Genomic DNA, 19,142 nt, shown 5'->3' on the forward strand with positions numbered 1-19,142 from the left:
TCCTCTGCTGGACGAGATCAGGAAGCTGATCAAGCTGTCCGGGCCGATGCCGGTCTGGCGCTACATGGAATTGTGCCTCATGCATCCGCAGTACGGCTACTATCTCTCGCGTGATCCGCTGGGCCGCGACGGCGATTTCACCACGGCGCCGGAAGTCAGCCAGATGTTCGGCGAACTGCTCGGGCTGTGGAGCGCCTCGATCTGGCGCGCGATCGGCTCGCCGGCGACGCTGCGCCTGATCGAGCTCGGGCCCGGCCGCGGCACCATGATGGCCGATGCGCTGCGCGCGCTCCGCGTGCTGCCGCCGCTGTACCAGTCGCTCAGCATCCACCTCGTCGAGGTCAACCCGGTGCTGCGCGAAAAACAGAGCGCGACGCTGGCGGGGGTGCGTAACATCACCTGGCACGAGAGCATCGACGAGGTGCCCGAGGGACCCGCGGTCATTCTCGCCAACGAATATTTCGACGTGCTGCCGATCCACCAGATGGTCCGGCGCGAGACCGGCTGGCACGAGCGCACCGTCGGGATCGATGCCAATGGCCGGCTGTACTTCGCCGCCACCCCCGACCCGGTGCCGAACTTCGAGGTGCTGCTGCCGCCGTTGGTGCGCGCCGCGCCGATGGGCGCGATCTTCGAATGGCGGCCCGACACCGAGATCATGAAGCTCGCGACGCGGGTGCGCGACCAGGACGGCGCCGCGCTGATCATCGACTACGGGCATCTGCGCAGCGACGCCGGCGACACCTTCCAGGCGATCGCGCGCCACAGCTTCGCCGACCCGCTGAAGAACCCGGGCGAGGCCGACATCACCGCCCATGTCGATTTCCAGGCGCTGGCGCGGGCCGCCGAGGATGTCGGCGCCAACGTGCACGGGCCGGTGACGCAGGGCGACTTCCTCAAGCGCCTCGGCGTCGAGGCCCGCGCCGCGGGGCTGATGGCCAAGGCCAGCCCGGAAGTCTCCGCCGACATTGCCGCTGCGCTGAAGCGGCTGACCGATTCGGGCCGCGGCGGCATGGGCTCGATGTTCAAGGCGATGGCGATCTCCGATCCGCGCCTCACCTCGATCGCCGGCCTCAGCGATCAACCTGACGAGGCTGAATAGTCATGACACTGGGATCTCCGCTGCTGTCGGCCATTCCGGGCCTGCGCCACGCGTTCTTCTCGCGCGAGGGCGGCGTCTCCGACGGCGTCTACGCCAGCCTCAATGGCGGCCTCGGCTCCAACGACGATCCGGCCAAGGTCACCGAGAACCGGCGGCGGATGGCCGAGCAGCTCGGCGTGCCGCTCGCGCAGCTGATCAGCGTGCATCAGGTGCATTCGCCCGACGTCGCTGTCGTCACCGAGCCGTGGAACGGCGCCCCGCGTCCCAAGGCCGACGCGCTGGTGACGCGAACCGAGGGCCTCGCGATATCGGTGACCACCGCCGACTGCGGCCCGATCCTGCTGGTCGATCCCAATGCGCGCGTGATCGGCGCGGCGCATGCCGGCTGGAAGGGCGCGCTGACCGGCATCCTGGAATCGACCATCGCCGCGATGGAGAAGCTCGGCGCCGACCGCAGCGGCATCGTCGCCGCGATCGGCCCCATGATCCGCCAGGAGTCCTACGAGGTCGGCAGCGAGTTCGTCGCGCGCTTCATCGATGCCGATGCCGAGAACGGGATGTTCTTCATCCCCGGCGAACGCGACGGCCATGCGATGTTCGATCTCGCCGGCTTCATCCGGATGCGGCTGGAAAATGCCGGCGTGCTGATGATCGACGATCTCGGCATCGACACCTATGCCGACGAGCGTTGCTTCAGCTATCGCCGCTCCGTGCACCGCAAGGAAGCCGATTACGGCCGCCACGTTCACGCGATCGCGCTGGAAGGCTGAGCGCGGACAATCGCCGGATGCCAGCCAAACCGGGAATGGAGCTGGATCACCGAGGCGATGCGGCATCATCTGGCCGACTGAACACAGAAATGCGATCCCGCGGCCTGGCTCAGGTCGGCCCAGAATCAGGCCGTAGATTCTTGTTTTGCCGTGGTTTCTTCAGGCGAGCCTGCCATCCATCCCCTTTGCGGGCGGTTTCGCTCACGGCGCTGTGCCCTCGCTGCCCTAGACGTTAAGCGGTTTTAACGATATCGCAGGACGCAAATGAGGGAAGCGTCAAACAGCCAGTCTCGAACCGGGACGATCGTACGCGTCGCGATCGCCGCGACTTGGCTTGCGATCGGCGGCACGCTCGGTGGCTGCGCCGCCGGCGGCGGTGCGGCCGATTCCTATGCGATGGCAACGCCGGCGAGCGGCGCGACTGTTACGTTCGAATCGATCGACGGCCCGCCGCCGCAGGTGTTCGACCGCATGGTCGGCGTGCTCGACAGCGAATCGAAGCTGCGCAGTCTCTCGATCGTGTCGCGCGAAGGCGCGGCGGCCTATCGCGTCCGCAGCTATCTGTCGGCGCAGGTGGTGCGCGGCCGCACCGTGATCGCGTGGGTGTGGGACGTCTACGACAATAACCAGCAGCGCGCGCTCCGCCTCTCCGGCGAGGAGCCCGCCGGCAAAGCGGGCCGCGACGCCTGGGCCGCCGCCGACGATCTGGTGCTGCGCAAGATCGCCCAGGCCGGCCTCAGCGGTCTCTCCAGCATGATCAATGGCGGCGCGGCGAGCCCTGCGCCCGGCCCGGCCCCCGAGCTGCGCGGCCCCGCGGTCGCCAACGCCCCACCGCCGGCGGCGGCCGAGACCGTCGCGCTCGGATATTCCGCTAACTAAACCCCGCGATACCCCGGAGAAGGGGTATTTTTGCCCAAGAAAACGCTGGTCGAGCCGGGCTAATGGGTTGCCAGCCGAGGCGCCATCCTGATATTCCCTCGCGCACCGAAAACCCGCCGGTTCTGTAAGGACTTGAGATGCTGCACGTCGTATCCAGCAAGGCGCGGGGGGAAGCATCGATGTCGGCAAAGAACGGATCAATCAAGCTCGTCGCCGGCAACTCCAATCCTGCGCTGGCGCAGGACATCGCCAAGGGGCTTGGCCTCGAACTGACCAAGGCCGTGGTCCGGCGCTTCGCCGACATGGAGATCTTCGTCGAGATCCAGGAGAACATCCGCGGCTCGGACATGTTCATCCTGCAGTCGACGTCGTATCCGGCGAACGACAATCTGATGGAGCTGCTGATCATCACCGACGCGCTGCGCCGCGCCTCGGCGCGCCGCATCACCGCGGTGGTGCCGTATTTCGGCTATGCCCGCCAGGACCGGAAATCCGGTTCGCGCACGCCGATCTCGGCCAAGCTGGTCGCCAATTTGATCTCGCGCGCCGGCGTCGACCGTGTCATGACGCTCGACCTGCATGCCGGCCAGATCCAGGGCTTCTTCGACATCCCGACCGATAATCTGTTCGCGGCACCGCTGATGGTGCGCGACATCAGGGAAAAGTTCGACCTCGCCAAGGTGATGGTGGTGTCGCCCGACGTCGGCGGCGTGGCGCGGGCGCGCGGCCTCGCCAAGCGCATCAACACCCCGCTCGCGATCGTCGACAAGCGCCGCGAGCGCCCCGGTGAGTCCGAGGTGATGAACGTGATCGGCGACGTCGCCGGCTACAATTGCATCCTGGTCGACGACATCGTCGACTCCGGCGGCACGCTGGTGAACGCGGCTGAGGCGCTGATCGCGCACGGCGCCAAGGAGGTCTCGGCCTACATCACCCACGGCGTGCTGTCCGGCGGCGCCGCCGCGCGCATCGCCTCGTCGCGGCTGAAGGAGCTGGTCATCACCGACTCGATCCTGCCGACCGAGGCGGTCAACAAGTCGCCGAACATCCGCACCATCTCGATCGCCGGCCTGATCGCGGAGGCGATCGGCCGCACCGCCGCGGAAGAGTCGGTGTCGAGCCTGTTCGACTAAGTTCGGTATTAGCCGTCGTCCCGGCGAAGCCGGGACCCATCACCACCGCGCTCCATTGCGGCACTAACCTGTGGGCCCAGCCTTCGGGACGACAGTGAGCGTGTGGCGCCACCGTCGGATCCGTCATCCTGAGGTGCGAGCTCTTGCGAGCCTCGAAGGATCGACGGCCCCGTCTGTGGCCGATTCATCCTTCGAGGCTCGCGCTGCGGCGCAAGTGCGCCGCAGAGCGAGCGCCTCAGGATGACGGGTTGATCTGCTTCAACTGTTAATCGACCAACTCGATGTCATCACCCGCGCGTGCGGGTGGTCCAGTCGGCCCGAAGGAATTACCTTGGCGCTCGGGCGCTTCATCCTTAAAGTCCCGCTCCCGGCGCCTGGTGCTCTGGATGGGAACTCGATCCTTACGGAGGTGAAGCTATGCCCAAACCGGAAAGCTTCCCGATCGACAAGATCTACGTTCCGGTGAAGCGGAAGAAAGCTCTCAAGCCCGAGCTGGTTCAGGAAATCGCCGAAAGTATTCTGGCCGTCGGCCAGCAGGCTCCTATCCTGGTTCGATCCGACGAAGACCGCTTCGTTCTGGTCGAGGGACTGCACCGCTTCGAAGCCTGCAAGGCGCTTGGCGAAGAAACCATCATCGGGCTCCTCGTGCCCGCCGAGACCGCTCACCCGAAGACGCTGCTGTCCGACACTGCTGAAGCCGAAGCTGAGCGTGACAAGATGGCGCGCTTGAAGAAACTGCGTCTCGAAAAGGAGGCCGCCGACCATCTGGCCGCAGCGTCAAAGGCCGCCACGGCGCCGGACGCGCGGGAGCTCCGACAACGCCCGCAGACGGCGGTCCGGAACAAGGCAATTCCGGGCCAATCAAATCGCGGCACAGCGGAAGCGCGACCCAAGACCTTGTCGGAATGGATCACGCAGCAAAAAGGCAGTGGCGGCCGTTATTGATTGCCGATCGGCCGCGCCGCCGCTTCAAAATCCCGGCCGCGGCACGTGGCTCATCAGGGTCCGCGCATAGCCGCCGTCGACGATGATCTCCTCGCCGTTGACATAGGACGAGCGGTCGCTGGCCAGGAACAGCGTCGCATCCGCCATGTCCTGCGGCGCGCCGATCCGGCGCAGCGGCACCACGGCGGTGCGCCGCTCGGTGACCCCCGGCGTATCGTAGAACGCCTGGCTCATCGGCGTCACCACGAGGCCCGGGCTGACCACATTGCTGCGGATGCCGTGCGGCCCCCATTCGGCGGCGAGCTGCTGCGACAGCATCACAACGCCGGCCTTGCTGACGCTGTAGGCGCCGCTCTGGCCCTGCGCGTTACTGGCGGCGATCGAGGCGACGTGGATCAGGCTGCCGCGCCCGATCTTGCGCATCTGGCGGCCGAACGCCTGCGCGCAAATGAAGTAGCCGGTGAGATTGACCGCGAGCACCGCATTCCATTCGGCGAGCGACAGCGTGTCGAGCCCGCCGGGACGCAGCACCGCGGCGGTGTTGACGAGGATGTCGGACGGCCCGAGCGCGCGTTCCACCGCGTCGGCGGCGGCCGCGACGCTGTCGGCACTCGTCGTGTCGCACGCCTGGACGAGATGGTGCTCGCCAAACTCGCGCAGCTGCTCTTGCGTCCCCGCCAGCCCGCGCTCGTCGCGATCGATCACGGCGACCTTGACGCCGGCACGGGCAAAGCTGACGGCCGTGGCGCGGCCGATGCCGCCGCCTCCACCGGTGACGACGGCAACGCGGCCCGACAGGCCGAGCCAGTCGGTGGAATGTTGTTCGGTCATGGACGCCTCCCACGCTTTTGTTTTATGCCCGCAAGCATAGCCGAAAGCGCAGCAGGCGAGCGATCCCGGCGCGCATGCCGGGATCGCATTTGCACCAGTGCTAGCCGACGATCCCGGCCGCGACCTGGCCGCGCAGGCGCTCCAGGCTGAGCAGCGTGTTGGCACAGGCTTCCGCGACCTCGACGCCCTTGATGGCGAAGTGCTTGCGGAAGAAGTCGTAGTGCACCTCGGTCTCGTGGAATTGCTGCGGCGTCAGCACCGCCGAGAACACCGGCACCTCGGTGCGCAGCTGCACGTCCATCAGCGCCTTGATCACGGTGTCGGCGACGAACTCGTGGCGGTAGATGCCGCCGTCGACGACGAGGCCGGCGGCGACGATTGCGGTGTAGCGCCGCGTCTTCGCCAGGATCTGCGCATGCAGCGGAATCTCGAACGACCCCGGCACCTCGAACACATCGACATTGGTGATGTGGCGCTCTTCGATCTCCCGCAGGAATGCGATGCGGCACTCCTCGACCACGTCGCGATGCCAGGCCGATTGCACGAAGGCGACGCGCTGGGGCTTGGCGAAGCGTGGATGCTCCACCGCCGGCGGAAGCGCCGGCGTGTCGGGAGCATTTTCGGTTTCGGTGGCTTGGGCTTGAGAAGTTTGGACTTCAGCGTCTTGCAACATCTGATTCATGGCTTTCCTCTTTCAGGACCAGAATCAGGGCACACGGACAACGACACGAGCCCCACGCGAATCCGCGCGGGCTGCCGCAACCGTTCTCTTTCATCCGGACTGTAACCGTCGGCTTCGGAGTTGCACCGAATCTGCTGACCCTTCTCCCGGCTTCGCGGAGGAAGGCGCTCGCGGGCTTGGGCTCATCACCCTTACCGCCGGTGGGGATTTCCACCCCGCCCTGAGAACATCGGCACGCCCGGGATGGACGTGCCTGACAGCAAATATGACTAAACCGCGACAGGCGGGCAAGCACCTTGGCACGGAGAATCGGCATGTCCCCATGAGCGCCCCGCGAGGCTCGGCGGCGCGATCGCGCGCTCCCGCAGCTGATTCACGGCCGCTTTGAGGCGCCGATAAATAGTTAACAAACCGTTACGGCACCACGCCGATTCCGATTTGTTCTCAAAATCAAAAGTGTGGCGGAGATCAGTTGTGGACGACGCGCGCTTTGGCTGTGGACGGACTCGGCGTGCGGTTGCGCGGATTCCGCAAATCACATCACTTCATCCGCGTCAGGTCCAGGGGCATCCGGAAGCCCGCTCAAAGGAACTGCACTCGGCCACGACGCTGTTTGTCGCATGCCGGCTTCCGTGTGCGTATCAACCGATCATCATAAGAACAAGGGTCGAGTCGGCATGTCCCTCCTCGAAAGCGTAATCGAATCCCGGAACAACCCGCTTGCGGTGGTCGAGGATATCGCCACCGACAACAACTGGGCGTTCGAGCGTTCCGGCGAAGACGAGGTGACCATCGTCTCCAAGGGCGACTGGACCGACTATCAGCTCTCCTTCACCTGGATGGGCGAGATCGACGCGCTGCATCTCGCCTGCGCGTTCGACATGAAGATTCCGCCGGCGCGGCGCGCCGAGGTGCAGCGGCTGGTCGCCGCCATCAACGAGCAATTGTGGGTCGGCCATTTCGATCTGTGGACCCACACCGGCATGATCATGCATCGCCAGGCGCTGGTGCTGCCCGGCGGTCTCACCGCCTCCACCGCGCAGTGCGAGACCATGGTGGTCAACGCCATCCACGCCTGCGAGCGCTACTACCCGGCGTTCCAGTTCGTGGTGTGGGCCGGCAAGTCGGCGGCCGAGGCGATGTCCGCCGCGATGTTCGACACCGAGGGCGAGGCGTAGGCTCCGCAAACTCGATCGTCATGCGCGGGCTTGACCCGCGCATCCATCCAGCAAAATCTTCCAAGTCGATGGATTGCCGGGTCAAGCCCGGCAATGACACTTGAACTTGTGGCTCCCTTCTCGCTTTACTAGAACCGCGTGTGGTTATGGGTCCCGGCTTTCGCCGGGACGACGGGAGAATGTGTGGAGCGCCCTGTGAGCACATCAAGCAGCGCATTGACGAATACCACCGGTACCATCGCGCTTGCGGGCGCGGGCAAGATGGGCGGCGCGATGCTGACCGGCTGGCTGGCGCAGGGACTTGCGCCCGAGCGGGTCGTGGTGATCGATCCCTACCTTTCGCCGGAGATTTCCGCGCTCGCGGCAAAGGGCGTCCGGCTCAATCCGAAAGCGCAGGACATCGGCGCGGTGGATACGCTGGTCGTCGCGGTGAAGCCGCAATCGTTCCGCGAGGCGGGCGCCGCGCTGAAGGCGTTCGTCGGCCCCGCAACGCTGGTGGTCTCGATCATGGCCGGCACCACGATCGCCGCGCTGGAGGAGGTCGTCGGCGGCGCGGTGGTGCGCGCGATGCCGAACACGCCGGCGGCGATCGGCCGCGGCATCACGGTTGCGGTGCCGGCAAAGACAGTCACCGCCGCGCAGCGCGCCACCACGGATGCGCTGCTGCAGGCGACCGGGCTCGTCGAGTGGATTGGCGATGAAGGCCTGATGGACGCGGTGACCGCGGTCTCCGGCTCCGGCCCGGCCTATGTGTTCCTGCTCGCCGAAGAGCTGGCGCGCGCCGGCGTTGCCGCCGGCCTGCCCGAGCCGCTCGCGACCACGCTCGCGCGCGCGACCGTCGCCGGCTCCGGCGAGCTGCTGCACCGTTCGGATCTGCCGTCGGCGACCTTGCGCCAGAACGTCACCTCGCCCGGCGGCACCACCGCCGCGGCGCTCGAGGTGCTGATGGCTGATGACGGCATGCAGCCGCTGATGACCCGCGCCATCGCCGCGGCGACGAAGCGCTCGAAGGAATTGGCGAAGTAGGATTGCAGGGTGGGCAAAGCGCCAGCGTGCTCACCGCCGCGAGCATTTCTGTAAGCCCGTCATCCTGAGGTGCGAGCTCTTGCGAGCCTCGAAGGATGCACGGCCCGCGGCCCATCCTTCGAGGCTCGCCCAGCAGCGCAACAGCGCTGCAAGGCTCGCACCTCAGGATGACGTTGGAGTCTGTGGCCAGCGCAGACGCACCGGTCTACGGCGCCTGCCCCGACGTCCCGGCGAGCCGCTTGTTGAAACTCGCGACGTTGATCAGGCCGCGGGCGTGGCGGCCTTCGCCGAGCTTGCGCGTGCCTTCAAAAGCTTCGACCTCGAAGCGGATCACGCGGCGCTCGACCGCGATGACCTTCGAGGTGGTGCGCACCGTGGCGCCGACCAGCGCTGCGGCGAGATGGCGGATGTCGACCTCGGTGCCGACGGTGACCCAGCCGGGCTGCAGCGCGGCGCGGATGGCATCGCCCGACGCCATCTCCATTTCAAGGATCATCATCGGCGTCGCATAGACCATCGGCATTCCGGGCACGAAATGCCCGACCGTGCGCTCCGGCGGCACCACGAGCATGCGCTCGGCGCTCATGCCGATTGTGATGAAGTCGCGTGCGTCCATGGTGCCTCAGACGTCATTCCGGGGCACGCGAAGCGTGAACCCGGAATCCAGAAGTGGCGGATCGAGATTCCGGGTTCAGCCCTGACGGGCCGCCCCGGAATGACGCTAACGCGTCACTTCTTCGCGGCCGCAGCGCGTTCGACGAAGCTCTTGCCGCCCTTCATCTTGTGATGCAGCGGCGCTTCGTTGATCTGGATCACGACCGCGTCCGCGTCGACGCCGAGGTTCTTCACCAGCGCCTGGGTGATGTCGCGCATCATGCCGAGCTTCTGTTCCTCGGTGCGGCCGGCGGCCATGCTGACGGTGATCTCGGGCATCGGAAAAACTCCCTTGTTATCGTTGACATGCGAACCGGTCATTGCCGGGTTCGGCGCGCCATCCTTTTGAAGATGGCTGCGCGGGTCAAGCCCGCGCAGGGCAATCCAGCTATCCCCACTTCACGTCATGCCGCGCCAGCACTTCGCGCACCTTGGCGACCAGATCGGCCTCGGCGCAGGAGAACTGCGCCGGCCGCGTCTCGCGCCATTCCTGGTTGGAGGCGATCGCGGCCGCGGCCTTGGCGCCCTCGATCAGATCCTTGATCTGCACCTCGCCGCGCGCTTTTTCATCGGAGCCCTGAATGATGACGCAGGGCGAGTTGCGCCGATCGGCGTATTTGAGCTGGTTGCCCATGTTCTTCGGGTTGCCGAGATAGAGCTCGGCGCGGATGCCGGCCTGGCGCAGCGCTGCGACCATCTTCTGGTAGTCGGCGACGCGGTCGCGGTCGAACACGGTGACGACGACGGGGCCGAATTCGGCGCGCGTATCGAGCTGGCCGAGCATGGTGAGCGCAGCCTGCAGGCGCGACACGCCGATCGAGAAACCGGTCGCCGGCACCGGCTCGCCGCGGAAGCGCGAGACCAGGCCGTCGTAACGGCCGCCGCCGCCGACCGAGCCGAACCGCACCGGGCGGCCCTTCTCGTCCTTGGTGTCGAGCAGCAGCTCAACCTCGTAGACCGGGCCGGTGTAGTATTCGAGGCCGCGGACCACCGAGGGATCGATGCGAATGCGATCTTCGCCATAGCCCGATGCCGCAACCAGCTTGGCGATCTCTTCGAGCTCGGCCACGCCGGTCTGTCCGACTTCGCTCTTGGCCAAATAGATGTCAGCGGCAGCAATCGCCTCTCGCCAATCGTCGCGCTTTTCGGTGACGGCTAGCACGATGTGAGCATCTGCATCGCTCAGGTCGGCACCCTTGGTGAAATCGCCCTTGCCCTCTTCGCCGCCATCCCAGCGTCCGGGACCCAGCAGCTTGCGCACCTCGTCGGCGGGAAACTTGTCCAGCTTGTCGATCGCACGCAGCACCGTGAGGCGGCGCGCCGCATTCTCCTCGCCGCTCAGCCCGATCGCCTCGAGCACGCCGTCGAGCACCTTGCGGTTATTCACCTTCACCACATAGGCGCCGCGCGGAACGCCGAGCGCCTCCATCGTGTCGGCCGCCATCATGCAGATCTCCGCATCCGCCGCCGGCGAAGCGGAGCCGACCGTGTCGGCATCGAATTGCATGAACTGGCGGAAGCGGCCGGGGCCGGGCTTTTCGTTGCGGAACACATAGCCGAAGCGATAGGAGCGATACGGCTTTGGCAGCGCATCGAAGTTTTCGGCGACGTAGCGCGCCAGCGGCGCGGTGAGATCGTAGCGCAGCGAGATCCACTGCTCGTCGTCGTCCTGGAACGAGAACACGCCCTCGTTGGGGCGGTCCTGGTCGGGCAGGAATTTGCCGAGCGCGTCGGTGTATTCCATCGCCGGCGTCTCCACCGGCTCAAAACCGTAGAGCTCGTAGACGGCGCGGATCTTCTCGACCATCTGGCGCGTGGCGTTGATCGCGGCCGGGCCACGATCCTCCAGCCCGCGCGGCAGGCGCGCCTTCAGTTTCTGCGGTTTTTTGGGTTTGTCGGCCATGCGCGGCGTTTACCAGCCGCCGCGAATTGCGGCAACCCGGGGCTTGCCGCCTAAAGCGCGATCGTCGCGCTTTAGCTCTTTGTTTGAGCATGATCTTTTCGGAAAACCGCTTCGCTCTTTGCGCTAACGCGGCCCTCCGGGTCCGGATCATGCTCTACGGCTGCTCCATCCGCGCGCGCAGGGCGTCGGCCTCGGCCTTCGGCATCGACTTCAAGAGCGGCTTGATGGTCTCGCCACCGACGATCTTGCCGTTGCGCATGAACATCCAGTCCGAGATGTCGGCCTGCTTGAATTCGACCAGATCGCCCACCCGCTTGCCCGGCAGATCGCGCGGCTGGTTGGCGAAGCGTGCGGAATAGCCGCCGTTCGGCAGTTTTTTGACGTCGGCCATCCAGATGTGCTCGCCGCGGCTGCCGCCGGTCGGGAAGCGGACCTTGAGCGAATGGCCAGTTTCGGACGGCTTCGGCGCCTCATAGGAGGCCCAGAAGGTCGGCAGCGTCTCGCGGGCATGGGCGATGGCGGCACTCATCTCCGCGTCGGCGGTGCGAACGTCGATGATGGTTTCGGCCCGGGCCGGCAAACTGGGTGCCGCGAACGAGAACGCCGTAGCCATGATCAGCGCGGCGCAGTTCAGGCGTGGTGTGAGTGTTTTGGCCATATGTCACGCGAGCGGCTTGGGTGATCGGAGCAGCAACCGAGGCCTTTGTCGCGCGTCCGCGCCGGGCCGTTCACCAAACCACGGCCGATCGCACAGGAAAGTGACGGCGTTTCACCTCTCCCCGCCCTTTTGCGGGGAGAGGACGAAATTCGCGCGAGCGAATTTCGGGTGAGGGGCATGGCACGCGGTCTATTGCGAAGGCGGTGCCCGCGGAGAGATGAGCCCCTCACCCCACCCTCCGAGAGCGAGCTTCGCTCGTCTCGACCCCGCATCCGCCTTCGCCCGAAGGCGGGCTTCGGCGGACAAGAGCGCGGGGCGAGGGAATCAGAGAGCGTGCCTGCCTTACGCTCACGCGCACCTTACGCGACGTTGCGGATCCAGTTGTGCGGATCGTTGGTGCGGCCGTACTGGATGTCGACCAGCTTCTTGCGCAGCCCCATCGCGACCGGACCGGCGACGCCGCCGCTGATCTCGAAATTGCCGCTCGCCGAACACACCTTGCCGATCGGCGAGATCACCGCCGCGGTGCCGCAGGCAAAGGCTTCTTTCAGCCTGCCGCTGGCGGCGTCAGCGCGCCATTGCTGGATCGTGTAGGGCTCCTCGCGCACCTTGGTGCCGGCGTCCTTGGCCAGCGCGATGATGGAATCGCGGGTGATGCCGGGCAGGATGGTGCCGAGCGGCGGCGTCGCGAGCGAGCCGTCGTCGAACACGAAGAACACGTTCATGCCGCCGAGCTCCTCGATGTAGCGGCGCTCGACCGCGTCGAGGAACACCACCTGATCGCAGCCATGCTGGATCGCCTCGGCCTGCGCGCGCAGGCTCGCGGCGTAATTGCCGCCGCACTTGACCGCGCCGGTGCCGCCGATCGCAGCGCGCGTGTAATTCTCCGACACCCAGATCGACACCGGCGCAGGCCCACCCTTGAAGTAGGAGCCGACCGGCGAGGCAATCACCGAGAAGATGTATTCCGCCGACGGCTTCACGCCGAGGAAGATCTCGCTCGCGATCATGAAGGGACGCAGATAGAGACTGCCCTCGCCGCCCGGAATCCAGGCGCGATCGATCCGCACCAGCTGGTCGACCGCATCGATGAAGACGTCCTCGGGCAGCGGCGCCATCGCCATGCGCTCGGCCGAATCACGGAAGCGCCGTGCGTTGGCGTCCGGGCGGAACAGGTTCACGCCGCCGTCGTCGCGCTTGTAGGCCTTGAGGCCTTCGAAAATTTCCTGTGCGTAATGCAGGACGGCGCCGGCCGGATCGAGCGGAAAATTCGCCCGCGCCTCGATGCGCGCGTCGTGCCAGCCTTTGGCCTGGTTATAGCGGACGATCGCCATGTGATCGGTGAAGATCCGGCCGAAGCCGGGGTCCACGAGCTTCGCCACGCGCTCCTTCTCGGGCGTCGGGCTGGGCGCAGGCTGGATATCGAATTTCAAGCTCATCTTCTTGTTGCTTTCCGCTGTCGGAACCGGCGCGATGTCTCGGCGCCGGCCCGTTTCTCCCGGGCCTAAGGACTCGGTCGGCCTGAACTTCACCACTTCCGGCCGACGGGCCGGTTCCGTTGCCAACATGCCGGTTAGACATGCTTTTGCGGATTGCTGAAGTCCAGTATGTTTGCCGAAATGCCGCTCGACAATCGCACGGTAGTCCAATTTGCGGCCCAAACCGCCATCACTGGCTCTTTCAGGCCGCCTCAAACGCTGTCGAGGGCGAAACGACCTAATGTTTCGTCGCGACAGGCAGTTTTGTAACATTGAACCCAAGATACGTCAATATGACTGACATAAATTACTCAGGCATGGCAGCCAAGCCCGATTCGCAGGGGAGCGAGGCCGCGTCCGCCGCTCCGGCGGGTGCGCGCGAACTGCGCTGGGACATTATCGAGCTGCTGTTCTTCGCTTATCGGGACTTTGTCGGTGACGCCGACCAGGAGCTGGAGGCGTTCGGCTTCGGCCGCGCCCACCACCGGGTCATCCACTTCGTCACCCGTTATCCCGGGCTGAAGGTCGCGGATCTGCTCGACGTGCTCCGAATCACCAAGCAATCGCTCGGGCGCGTGCTCAAGCAGCTGCTGGACGAGGGCTACATCGTGCAGAAGACCGGCAACAACGACCGCCGGCAGCGCCTGCTCTACGCGACGCCCAAGGGCGAAGCGCTGGTCGCGCGGCTCGCCGGGCTGCAGACCGATCGCATCAACCGCGCAATCGCCGGAATCGATGCCGAGGGTGTCGAGACGGTTCGCCAGTTCCTGCGCGCCATGATCGACCGCGACGATCCCGACAAGGTGCTGGAGGCGATCTTCGGCGGCAGAAAAGCAAGGGAGTGACCGTGGTGCAGGCTGCAACCGTGCTGCGCACGCCGGCGGAGCCGGCCGACGATGCGCCGCATCTTCTGCTGGTCGACGACGACCGCCGCATCCGCGACCTGTTGTCGCGCTTCCTCTCCGGCGAAGGCTATCGCGTCACCACGGCGATGAGCGCCACCGACGCCCGCGCCAAGCTGCTGGGGCTGCATTTCGACCTGCTCATCCTCGACGTGATGATGCCCGGCGAAAACGGCTTCGACCTCGCCCGCTTCATTCGCAGCTCCTCGACCGTGCCGATCATCATGCTGACCGCGCGCCACGAGGCGGAAGCCCGCATCGAGGGCCTGCAGATCGGCGCCGACGACTATGTCGCAAAACCGTTCGAGCCGCGCGAGCTGGTGCTGCGCATCGGCAACATCCTCAAGCGCACCGCGCCGCCGCAGGTCACCGCGGTCGAGCAGATCGCGTTCGGTCCCTACCTGTTTCATATCGAGCGCAGCGAACTGCGCCAGGGCGAGGAGATCATCCATCTCACCGACCGCGAGCGCGAGATGCTGCGCATCCTCGCCAGCGCGCCGGGCGAGACCGTGCCGCGTGCCGCGCTGACCAGCGGCGGCACCGTCAACGAGCGCGCGGTCGACGTGCAGATCAACCGCCTGCGCCGCAAGATCGAGCATGATCCCGCCAATCCGCTGTTCCTGCAGGCGGTGCGCGGCATCGGCTATCGCCTGGTGGCCTCGCCGTAAGCAGCTGCCGAAGAATTTGCCATGAGCACGCTCGACACCGGCCTGACCCTAATCAAGAACGCGTCGCAGCGCGTCTCGAAGGCCAATGGTGCTGTTGGCAATGCGTTCAAGAGCTGGATGCCGACCGGCCTCTATGCCCGCGCGCTGCTGATCATGATCGTGCCGATGGTGATCCTGCAGACCGTGGTCGCATTCGTGTTCATGGAGCGGCACTGGAACACGGTGACGCGGCGGCTGTCGGCCGCGGTGGTATCGGATATCGCCGCGCTGATCGACGTCTACAAGAACTACCCGCAGGACAAGGACCGCGCGCAGCTCCGCCGCATCGCGCAGAAGCTGCAGCTCGTGGTCGATTTCCTCCCCGCGGGCGACATGCCGCCGCCGGGACCAAAGCCGTTCTTCTCGCTGCTCGACCAGACGCTGTCGGTGCAACTCGGCCGGCAGATCAACCGTCCGTTCTGGATCGACACCGTCGGCAAATCCAATCTGGTCGAGATCCGCGTCCAGCTCGACGATTCCGTGATGCGGATCTTCGCGCAGCGCAGCGCCGCCTACGCCTCCAATTCGGAGATCTTCATCTTCTGGATGCTCGGTACCTCGACGATCCTGTTGATCGTCGCGGTGCTGTTCCTGCGCAACCAGATCAAGCCGATCCTAAGGCTCGCCGATGCCGCCGAGAGTTTCGGCAAGGGCCGCGAGGCGCCGAACTTCCGGCCGCGCGGCGCCCGCGAGGTGCGGCGCGCGGCGCAGGCGTTCATCGAGATGAAGGCGCGCGTCGAGCGCTCGATCGAGCAGCGCACCGCGATGCTGGCCGGCGTGTCGCACGATCTGCGCACCATCCTGACCCGCTTCAAGCTCGAGCTCGCGCTGCTCGGCGAAGGTCCGGAGATCGACGCGATGCGCAAGGACGTCGACGAGATGTCGATGATGCTGGAGGACTATCTCGCCTTCGCGCGCGGCGATTCCGGCGAGGTCGCGCAGCCGACCGACATGGCGATGGCGCTGGAAGAGTTGCGCAGCGACGCCGAGCGCCACGGCCACACCACGACGGTCGCATTCCACGGCCTGCCGGTCGTGACGGTGAAGCCGGCCTCGTTCAAGCGCTGCCTCGCCAACCTCGTCTCCAACGCAGCGCGGCACGCCGATACGATCTCGATCACCGGCCACAGAGACCACCGCTACCTCACCATCACCGTCGACGACGACGGCCCCGGCATTCCCGCCAACATGCGCGAAGAAGTGTTCAAGCCGTTCCTGCGGCTCGACGACGCCCGCAACCAGGACGAAGGCGGCAGCGGATTGGGCCTTGCGATCGCCCGCGACATCGCCCGCTCGCATGGCGGCGACATCATGCTCAGCGAGAGCCCGATGGGCGGCCTGCGCGCCGCAGTCCGGGTGCCGGTGTAGGAACGATCGCGTAGCCCGGATGAAGCGCAGCGCAATCCGGGAGCTCGCGACGCGGACCACGGCTCTCAATCCGTGTCCCGAAAGGCCGTAAATCTCTGCGGCCCGTCATTGCGAGGAGCGATAGCGACGAAGCAATCCATGCCTCCGCACATGCGGCACGATGGATTGCTTCGCTTCGCTCGCAATGACGAAGGATAGAATTGCTGCAATCTCTCAACCTGTCATCCTGACAGGATGTGAGGCTTTGTCTGCATCCACTGCTGTCGTCGCCCGGCTCGACCGGGCGACCCAATACGCCGCGGCCTATCGGCTCAAGCACTACCGTCTCTGGAATACTGGATCACCCGCATGCGCGGGTGATGACACCGAGCAAGCTGATCAAATCGACCCGTCATCCTGAGGCGCGAGCTCTTGCGAGCCTCGAAGGATGAATCGGCCACCAGCCGGGCCGATTCATCCTTCGAGGCTCGCCGAAGAGGCTCGCACCTCAGGATGACGGGGAAAGTTTGGCAATGCGTAAGCGGCGCGCTACTTCGGCGGCTGCTTCGGCAGCAAGCCCTTCAGCTTTTCCATGTCCTTGATGTTCATCTTCATGCCGCCGGGCATGATCATGTCGCCGGGCTTCTGGTCGGCCTTGCAGGCGCCGAGCCATTTCGCCTCGATGGTCATGGTGGTGTCGTGCGCGCCCGCCTTGCCGCCTTCGGCGTGCGAGGTGCTCTTCACCGTGTAGGCCGAATTGAAGTCGCCGGTGATCTCGGCATGCCCCTGCACGGTGACGCCGGCGACGCTGCAGACGGAATCGGTGACATAGCCGGTCGCGGTCTTCTGGATGTCCTGCTTGGAGCAGATCTCCTTCGCCATCGGCGAGGCCGCCGTGCTCATCTCCTTGTCGGTGGTCTCGTCGGTGCAGTGCTGCATGGTCATTTCCGGCATCGGACCGCCGCTGCGCACCATCTTCATTTCCCAGAGGCCCGCCTTGCGGGTCGGCAGCTCGACGGCGCCGGCGGTGCCGGCCGACAGGACAAGGCAGATGGCCGAACCAAGCAAAGCAAGCTGTCGCGTCATGCGAATGGCTCCCGGCGAAACGTGGCGATGGCGGTCAGCGCTTGGCCGTCAGGCGCTCAGTAGAGCGTGCGCAGCGGCCGGCTCTCGGAACCGTAGGGCACCCAGCGGCAGGCAAACGAGAGATAGCCGCCCGGATGGGCCTGCACCGAGAGAAACTTCACCACCTTGCCGTAGCGCGCGCAGTGGTCGACGGCGAGCTGCCGGGCATCGGTCTGCGCCGCCAGTGTATAGGCGACAATCCCGCCGGTATCATTGCCCTTGAACGGCGGTACCGTCTGCAGCCAATCGGCCTGCGCCGGCAGCGCGGCCAGCATCCCGCAAACGGCAACCAGGCACGCGGCCACTTTCCTTCGCATCGCAGACTCCATTTCGCTCAACGGCAACATAGAGTGCGCCGGTGGCCGTGAAAAGCACGAGCCGCCGGCCAAACGTGGACTTCTCCGCAGGTGTTGCCGCGCTGCACTTGACCTTGCCGGGGCTTCACGGCACCGTCCGCGGCATCGGACAATCGGGTGGATTCCCATGCGCAACCTGCTCATCTCCCTCAAAAAGCTCAGCCTCGGCGCCGCGCTCGTGTTCGGCGTGCTGGCCCCCGGGAGCACCGCGCAGGCCGCCAATCCGCTCGAGCTGAACTTCTGGCTGTCCGGCCCGCGCTATGACGGCAGGGTCGCACCGTGCGAAGCGGCCATCCCGGTCATCACCGAGCGCTTCCAGGAGAAGGAATCAACGTTCTGGAATTCGCCGCTGGTGATCACCGGCTTCACCCGCGTCCACGAAACCGCGTTCCGCCCCTGGCAATCCGACAATATTCCGCGCCGCTATTGCTCCGGCACGGTGATGCTGAGCGACGGCAAGGCCCGCGCCGTGCATTACTCGATCATCGAGGACGGCGGCTTTGCCGGCTTCAACCAGGGCGTCGAGTGGTGCGTCACCGGGCTCGACCGCGACTGGACCTACAACCCGGCCTGCAGGGCCGCGCGGCCCTGACCTTCCGCTAGATCAGCCGAGACATCGCGCGCAGACGGCCCGCCTGCGGGCGGTGCAACGCTTTTGTTCTTGAAATGTTCCGGTGGCCTGCTAGGTTTCGGCCAGGTCGAGTTAGGGAGCATTTGATGCCTCGGTTGGTCACAATTTCCCGATTTCTGATTTCGATTGCCGCCCTGGTCCTCTGCAGCACGGGGGCGCCGGCCCAGGACCGCCGGCAAAATGCGCCGGGCGAGTTCGATTTCTATGTGCTCTCGCTGTCGTGGTCGCCCTCGTTCTGCGAGGCGGCGAGCGAGCGCGGCAACAATGGCCGCGGCACCCAGGCCCAGTGCGGCGGACGGCCCTATTCATTCGTCGTGCACGGCCTGTGGCCGCAATATGAGCGCGGCTTCCCGGAATACTGCCAGCGGCCCTCGCCGCGGCTCGCCCGCGGCATCATGAGCTCGATGCTCGACCTGATGCCGGCGCCCGGGCTGATCTACAACGAGTGGGACAAGCACGGCACCTGCTCGGGTCTCGGCGAGCGCGCCTATTTCGAGGCGATCCGCAAGGCCCGCGCGGCGGTGAAGATCCCCGAGGAATTCCTGCAACTGGCGGAGCCGAAGACGATCGCGCCCGATGCGCTGGAGGCCGCCTTCATCAAGGTCAACCCGGGACTGAGCAACTCGGCGATCGCGATCACCTGCGACAGCAAGCGGCTCAGCGAGGTGCGGATCTGCCTCAGCAAGGACCTCCAGTTCCGATCCTGCGAGGAGATCGACCGCCGCGCCTGCCGCCGCGACCAGGTGGTGATGCCGCCGGTGCGTGGCGGTTGAGATTCGGCTATTACGGAGTAATCCGAAGGGAGCCCGCCGCCCCTGAATTCTGCAATGCGGGA

Annotated in this window: 21 protein-coding genes and 1 riboswitch; of the genes, 12 read left to right on the forward strand and 9 right to left on the reverse strand. The window is 65.9% G+C overall.

The window, feature by feature from the left end; translation table 11 throughout:
* Positions 1-46: 46 nt before the first annotated feature.
* The 5 genes from CI41S_RS12350 to CI41S_RS12370 all read left to right on the forward strand — a co-directional run bounded on the left by CI41S_RS12350 (position 47) and on the right by CI41S_RS12370 (position 4,829).
* Positions 47-1,102, forward strand: coding sequence for a class I SAM-dependent methyltransferase (locus tag CI41S_RS12350; RefSeq protein ID WP_139859317.1), 1,056 nt, complete (start codon positions 47-49; stop codon positions 1,100-1,102).
* A gap of 2 nt (positions 1,103-1,104) precedes the next feature.
* Positions 1,105-1,872, forward strand: coding sequence for a peptidoglycan editing factor PgeF (pgeF, locus tag CI41S_RS12355; RefSeq protein WP_139859223.1), 768 nt, complete (start codon positions 1,105-1,107; stop codon positions 1,870-1,872).
* A 264-nt stretch (positions 1,873-2,136) separates the two neighbouring features.
* Positions 2,137-2,751 carry a hypothetical protein gene (locus CI41S_RS12360; RefSeq protein WP_139859226.1) on the forward strand — a complete coding sequence of 205 codons (615 nt, stop codon included), beginning with the start codon at positions 2,137-2,139 and terminating at the stop codon, positions 2,749-2,751.
* Positions 2,752-2,930: 179 nt separating this feature from the next.
* Complete coding sequence (locus tag CI41S_RS12365; RefSeq protein WP_172626691.1) at positions 2,931-3,884, forward strand: ribose-phosphate pyrophosphokinase; 954 nt, start codon at positions 2,931-2,933, stop codon at positions 3,882-3,884.
* Positions 3,885-4,301: 417 nt separating this feature from the next.
* Complete coding sequence (locus CI41S_RS12370; protein ID WP_139859229.1) at positions 4,302-4,829, forward strand: ParB N-terminal domain-containing protein; 528 nt, start codon at positions 4,302-4,304, stop codon at positions 4,827-4,829.
* Between the two features lie 24 nt (positions 4,830-4,853).
* On the opposite strand, the gene CI41S_RS12375 is transcribed toward CI41S_RS12370, so the two are convergent.
* Both CI41S_RS12375 and CI41S_RS12380 read right to left on the reverse strand, forming a co-directional pair.
* Positions 4,854-5,660, reverse strand: a complete 807-nt coding sequence (locus CI41S_RS12375; RefSeq protein ID WP_139859231.1) for an SDR family NAD(P)-dependent oxidoreductase — start codon at positions 5,658-5,660, stop codon at positions 4,854-4,856.
* Between the two features lie 100 nt (positions 5,661-5,760).
* Positions 5,761-6,342 carry a 6,7-dimethyl-8-ribityllumazine synthase gene (locus tag CI41S_RS12380; protein ID WP_139859233.1) on the reverse strand — a complete coding sequence of 194 codons (582 nt, stop codon included), beginning with the start codon at positions 6,340-6,342 and terminating at the stop codon, positions 5,761-5,763.
* 78 nt (positions 6,343-6,420) lie between these two features.
* Positions 6,421-6,574: riboswitch (FMN riboswitch) on the reverse strand.
* 445 nt (positions 6,575-7,019) lie between these two features.
* Here CI41S_RS12380 and CI41S_RS12385 point away from each other — a divergent pair.
* Positions 7,020-7,520, forward strand: coding sequence for a type III secretion system chaperone family protein (locus CI41S_RS12385; protein WP_139859236.1), 501 nt, complete (start codon positions 7,020-7,022; stop codon positions 7,518-7,520).
* A gap of 261 nt (positions 7,521-7,781) precedes the next feature.
* Entirely contained in the window at positions 7,782-8,546 is a 765-nt protein-coding gene (gene proC, locus CI41S_RS12390; RefSeq protein ID WP_172628010.1) for a pyrroline-5-carboxylate reductase, read from the forward strand.
* Positions 8,547-8,751: 205 nt separating this feature from the next.
* On the opposite strand, the gene CI41S_RS12395 is transcribed toward proC, so the two are convergent.
* From CI41S_RS12395 to CI41S_RS12415, 5 genes are all read right to left on the reverse strand, one after another.
* Complete coding sequence (locus tag CI41S_RS12395) at positions 8,752-9,162, reverse strand: thioesterase family protein (protein ID WP_139859238.1); 411 nt, start codon at positions 9,160-9,162, stop codon at positions 8,752-8,754.
* Between the two features lie 113 nt (positions 9,163-9,275).
* The gene (locus CI41S_RS12400; protein WP_024581090.1) at positions 9,276-9,479 is read right to left on the reverse strand and encodes a tautomerase family protein; all 204 of its coding nucleotides are present in this window, start codon (positions 9,477-9,479) and stop codon (positions 9,276-9,278) included.
* 109 nt (positions 9,480-9,588) lie between these two features.
* Positions 9,589-11,103 (reverse strand): histidine--tRNA ligase, encoded by a 1,515-nt coding sequence (gene hisS, locus CI41S_RS12405; protein ID WP_139859240.1) that lies wholly within the window; start codon positions 11,101-11,103, stop codon positions 9,589-9,591.
* A 154-nt stretch (positions 11,104-11,257) separates the two neighbouring features.
* Positions 11,258-11,716, reverse strand: a complete 459-nt coding sequence (locus tag CI41S_RS12410) for a YegJ family protein (RefSeq protein ID WP_244626489.1) — start codon at positions 11,714-11,716, stop codon at positions 11,258-11,260.
* Between the two features lie 404 nt (positions 11,717-12,120).
* Complete coding sequence (locus tag CI41S_RS12415; RefSeq protein ID WP_139859244.1) at positions 12,121-13,200, reverse strand: branched-chain amino acid aminotransferase; 1,080 nt, start codon at positions 13,198-13,200, stop codon at positions 12,121-12,123.
* 332 nt (positions 13,201-13,532) lie between these two features.
* Between CI41S_RS12415 and CI41S_RS12420 the strand changes: the two genes are divergently transcribed.
* Genes CI41S_RS12420 through CI41S_RS12430 form a run of 3 tightly spaced genes read left to right on the forward strand, consistent with a single transcriptional unit; the run spans position 13,533 to position 16,216 of the window.
* The gene (locus tag CI41S_RS12420) at positions 13,533-14,084 is read left to right on the forward strand and encodes a MarR family winged helix-turn-helix transcriptional regulator (RefSeq protein ID WP_139480936.1); all 552 of its coding nucleotides are present in this window, start codon (positions 13,533-13,535) and stop codon (positions 14,082-14,084) included.
* Positions 14,081-14,809 carry a response regulator gene (locus tag CI41S_RS12425; RefSeq protein WP_139859246.1) on the forward strand — a complete coding sequence of 243 codons (729 nt, stop codon included), beginning with the start codon at positions 14,081-14,083 and terminating at the stop codon, positions 14,807-14,809. The genes CI41S_RS12420 and CI41S_RS12425 overlap by 4 nt, the downstream gene beginning before the upstream one ends.
* Positions 14,810-14,830: 21 nt before the next feature.
* Positions 14,831-16,216: an ATP-binding protein gene (locus CI41S_RS12430; protein WP_139480939.1), complete on the forward strand. Its 1,386-nt coding sequence runs from the start codon at positions 14,831-14,833 to the stop codon at positions 16,214-16,216.
* 528 nt (positions 16,217-16,744) lie between these two features.
* Here the strand turns inward: CI41S_RS12430 and CI41S_RS12435 are convergent.
* Both CI41S_RS12435 and CI41S_RS12440 read right to left on the reverse strand, forming a co-directional pair.
* On the reverse strand, positions 16,745-17,281 hold the full coding sequence (locus CI41S_RS12435) for a DUF3617 domain-containing protein (protein WP_139859248.1): 537 nt from the start codon (positions 17,279-17,281) through the stop codon (positions 16,745-16,747).
* Positions 17,282-17,337: 56 nt separating this feature from the next.
* Complete coding sequence (locus CI41S_RS12440; protein ID WP_139859250.1) at positions 17,338-17,637, reverse strand: hypothetical protein; 300 nt, start codon at positions 17,635-17,637, stop codon at positions 17,338-17,340.
* Positions 17,638-17,803: 166 nt separating this feature from the next.
* Between CI41S_RS12440 and CI41S_RS12445 the strand changes: the two genes are divergently transcribed.
* Both CI41S_RS12445 and CI41S_RS12450 read left to right on the forward strand, forming a co-directional pair.
* Positions 17,804-18,268, forward strand: a complete 465-nt coding sequence (locus CI41S_RS12445; RefSeq protein ID WP_139859252.1) for a hypothetical protein — start codon at positions 17,804-17,806, stop codon at positions 18,266-18,268.
* A gap of 125 nt (positions 18,269-18,393) precedes the next feature.
* The gene (locus tag CI41S_RS12450; protein WP_172628008.1) at positions 18,394-19,080 is read left to right on the forward strand and encodes a ribonuclease T2 family protein; all 687 of its coding nucleotides are present in this window, start codon (positions 18,394-18,396) and stop codon (positions 19,078-19,080) included.
* Positions 19,081-19,142: the final 62 nt, after the last annotated feature.

It is taken from the genome of Bradyrhizobium ivorense, assembly GCF_900696085.1.
Lineage (GTDB): Bacteria > Pseudomonadota > Alphaproteobacteria > Rhizobiales > Xanthobacteraceae > Bradyrhizobium > Bradyrhizobium ivorense.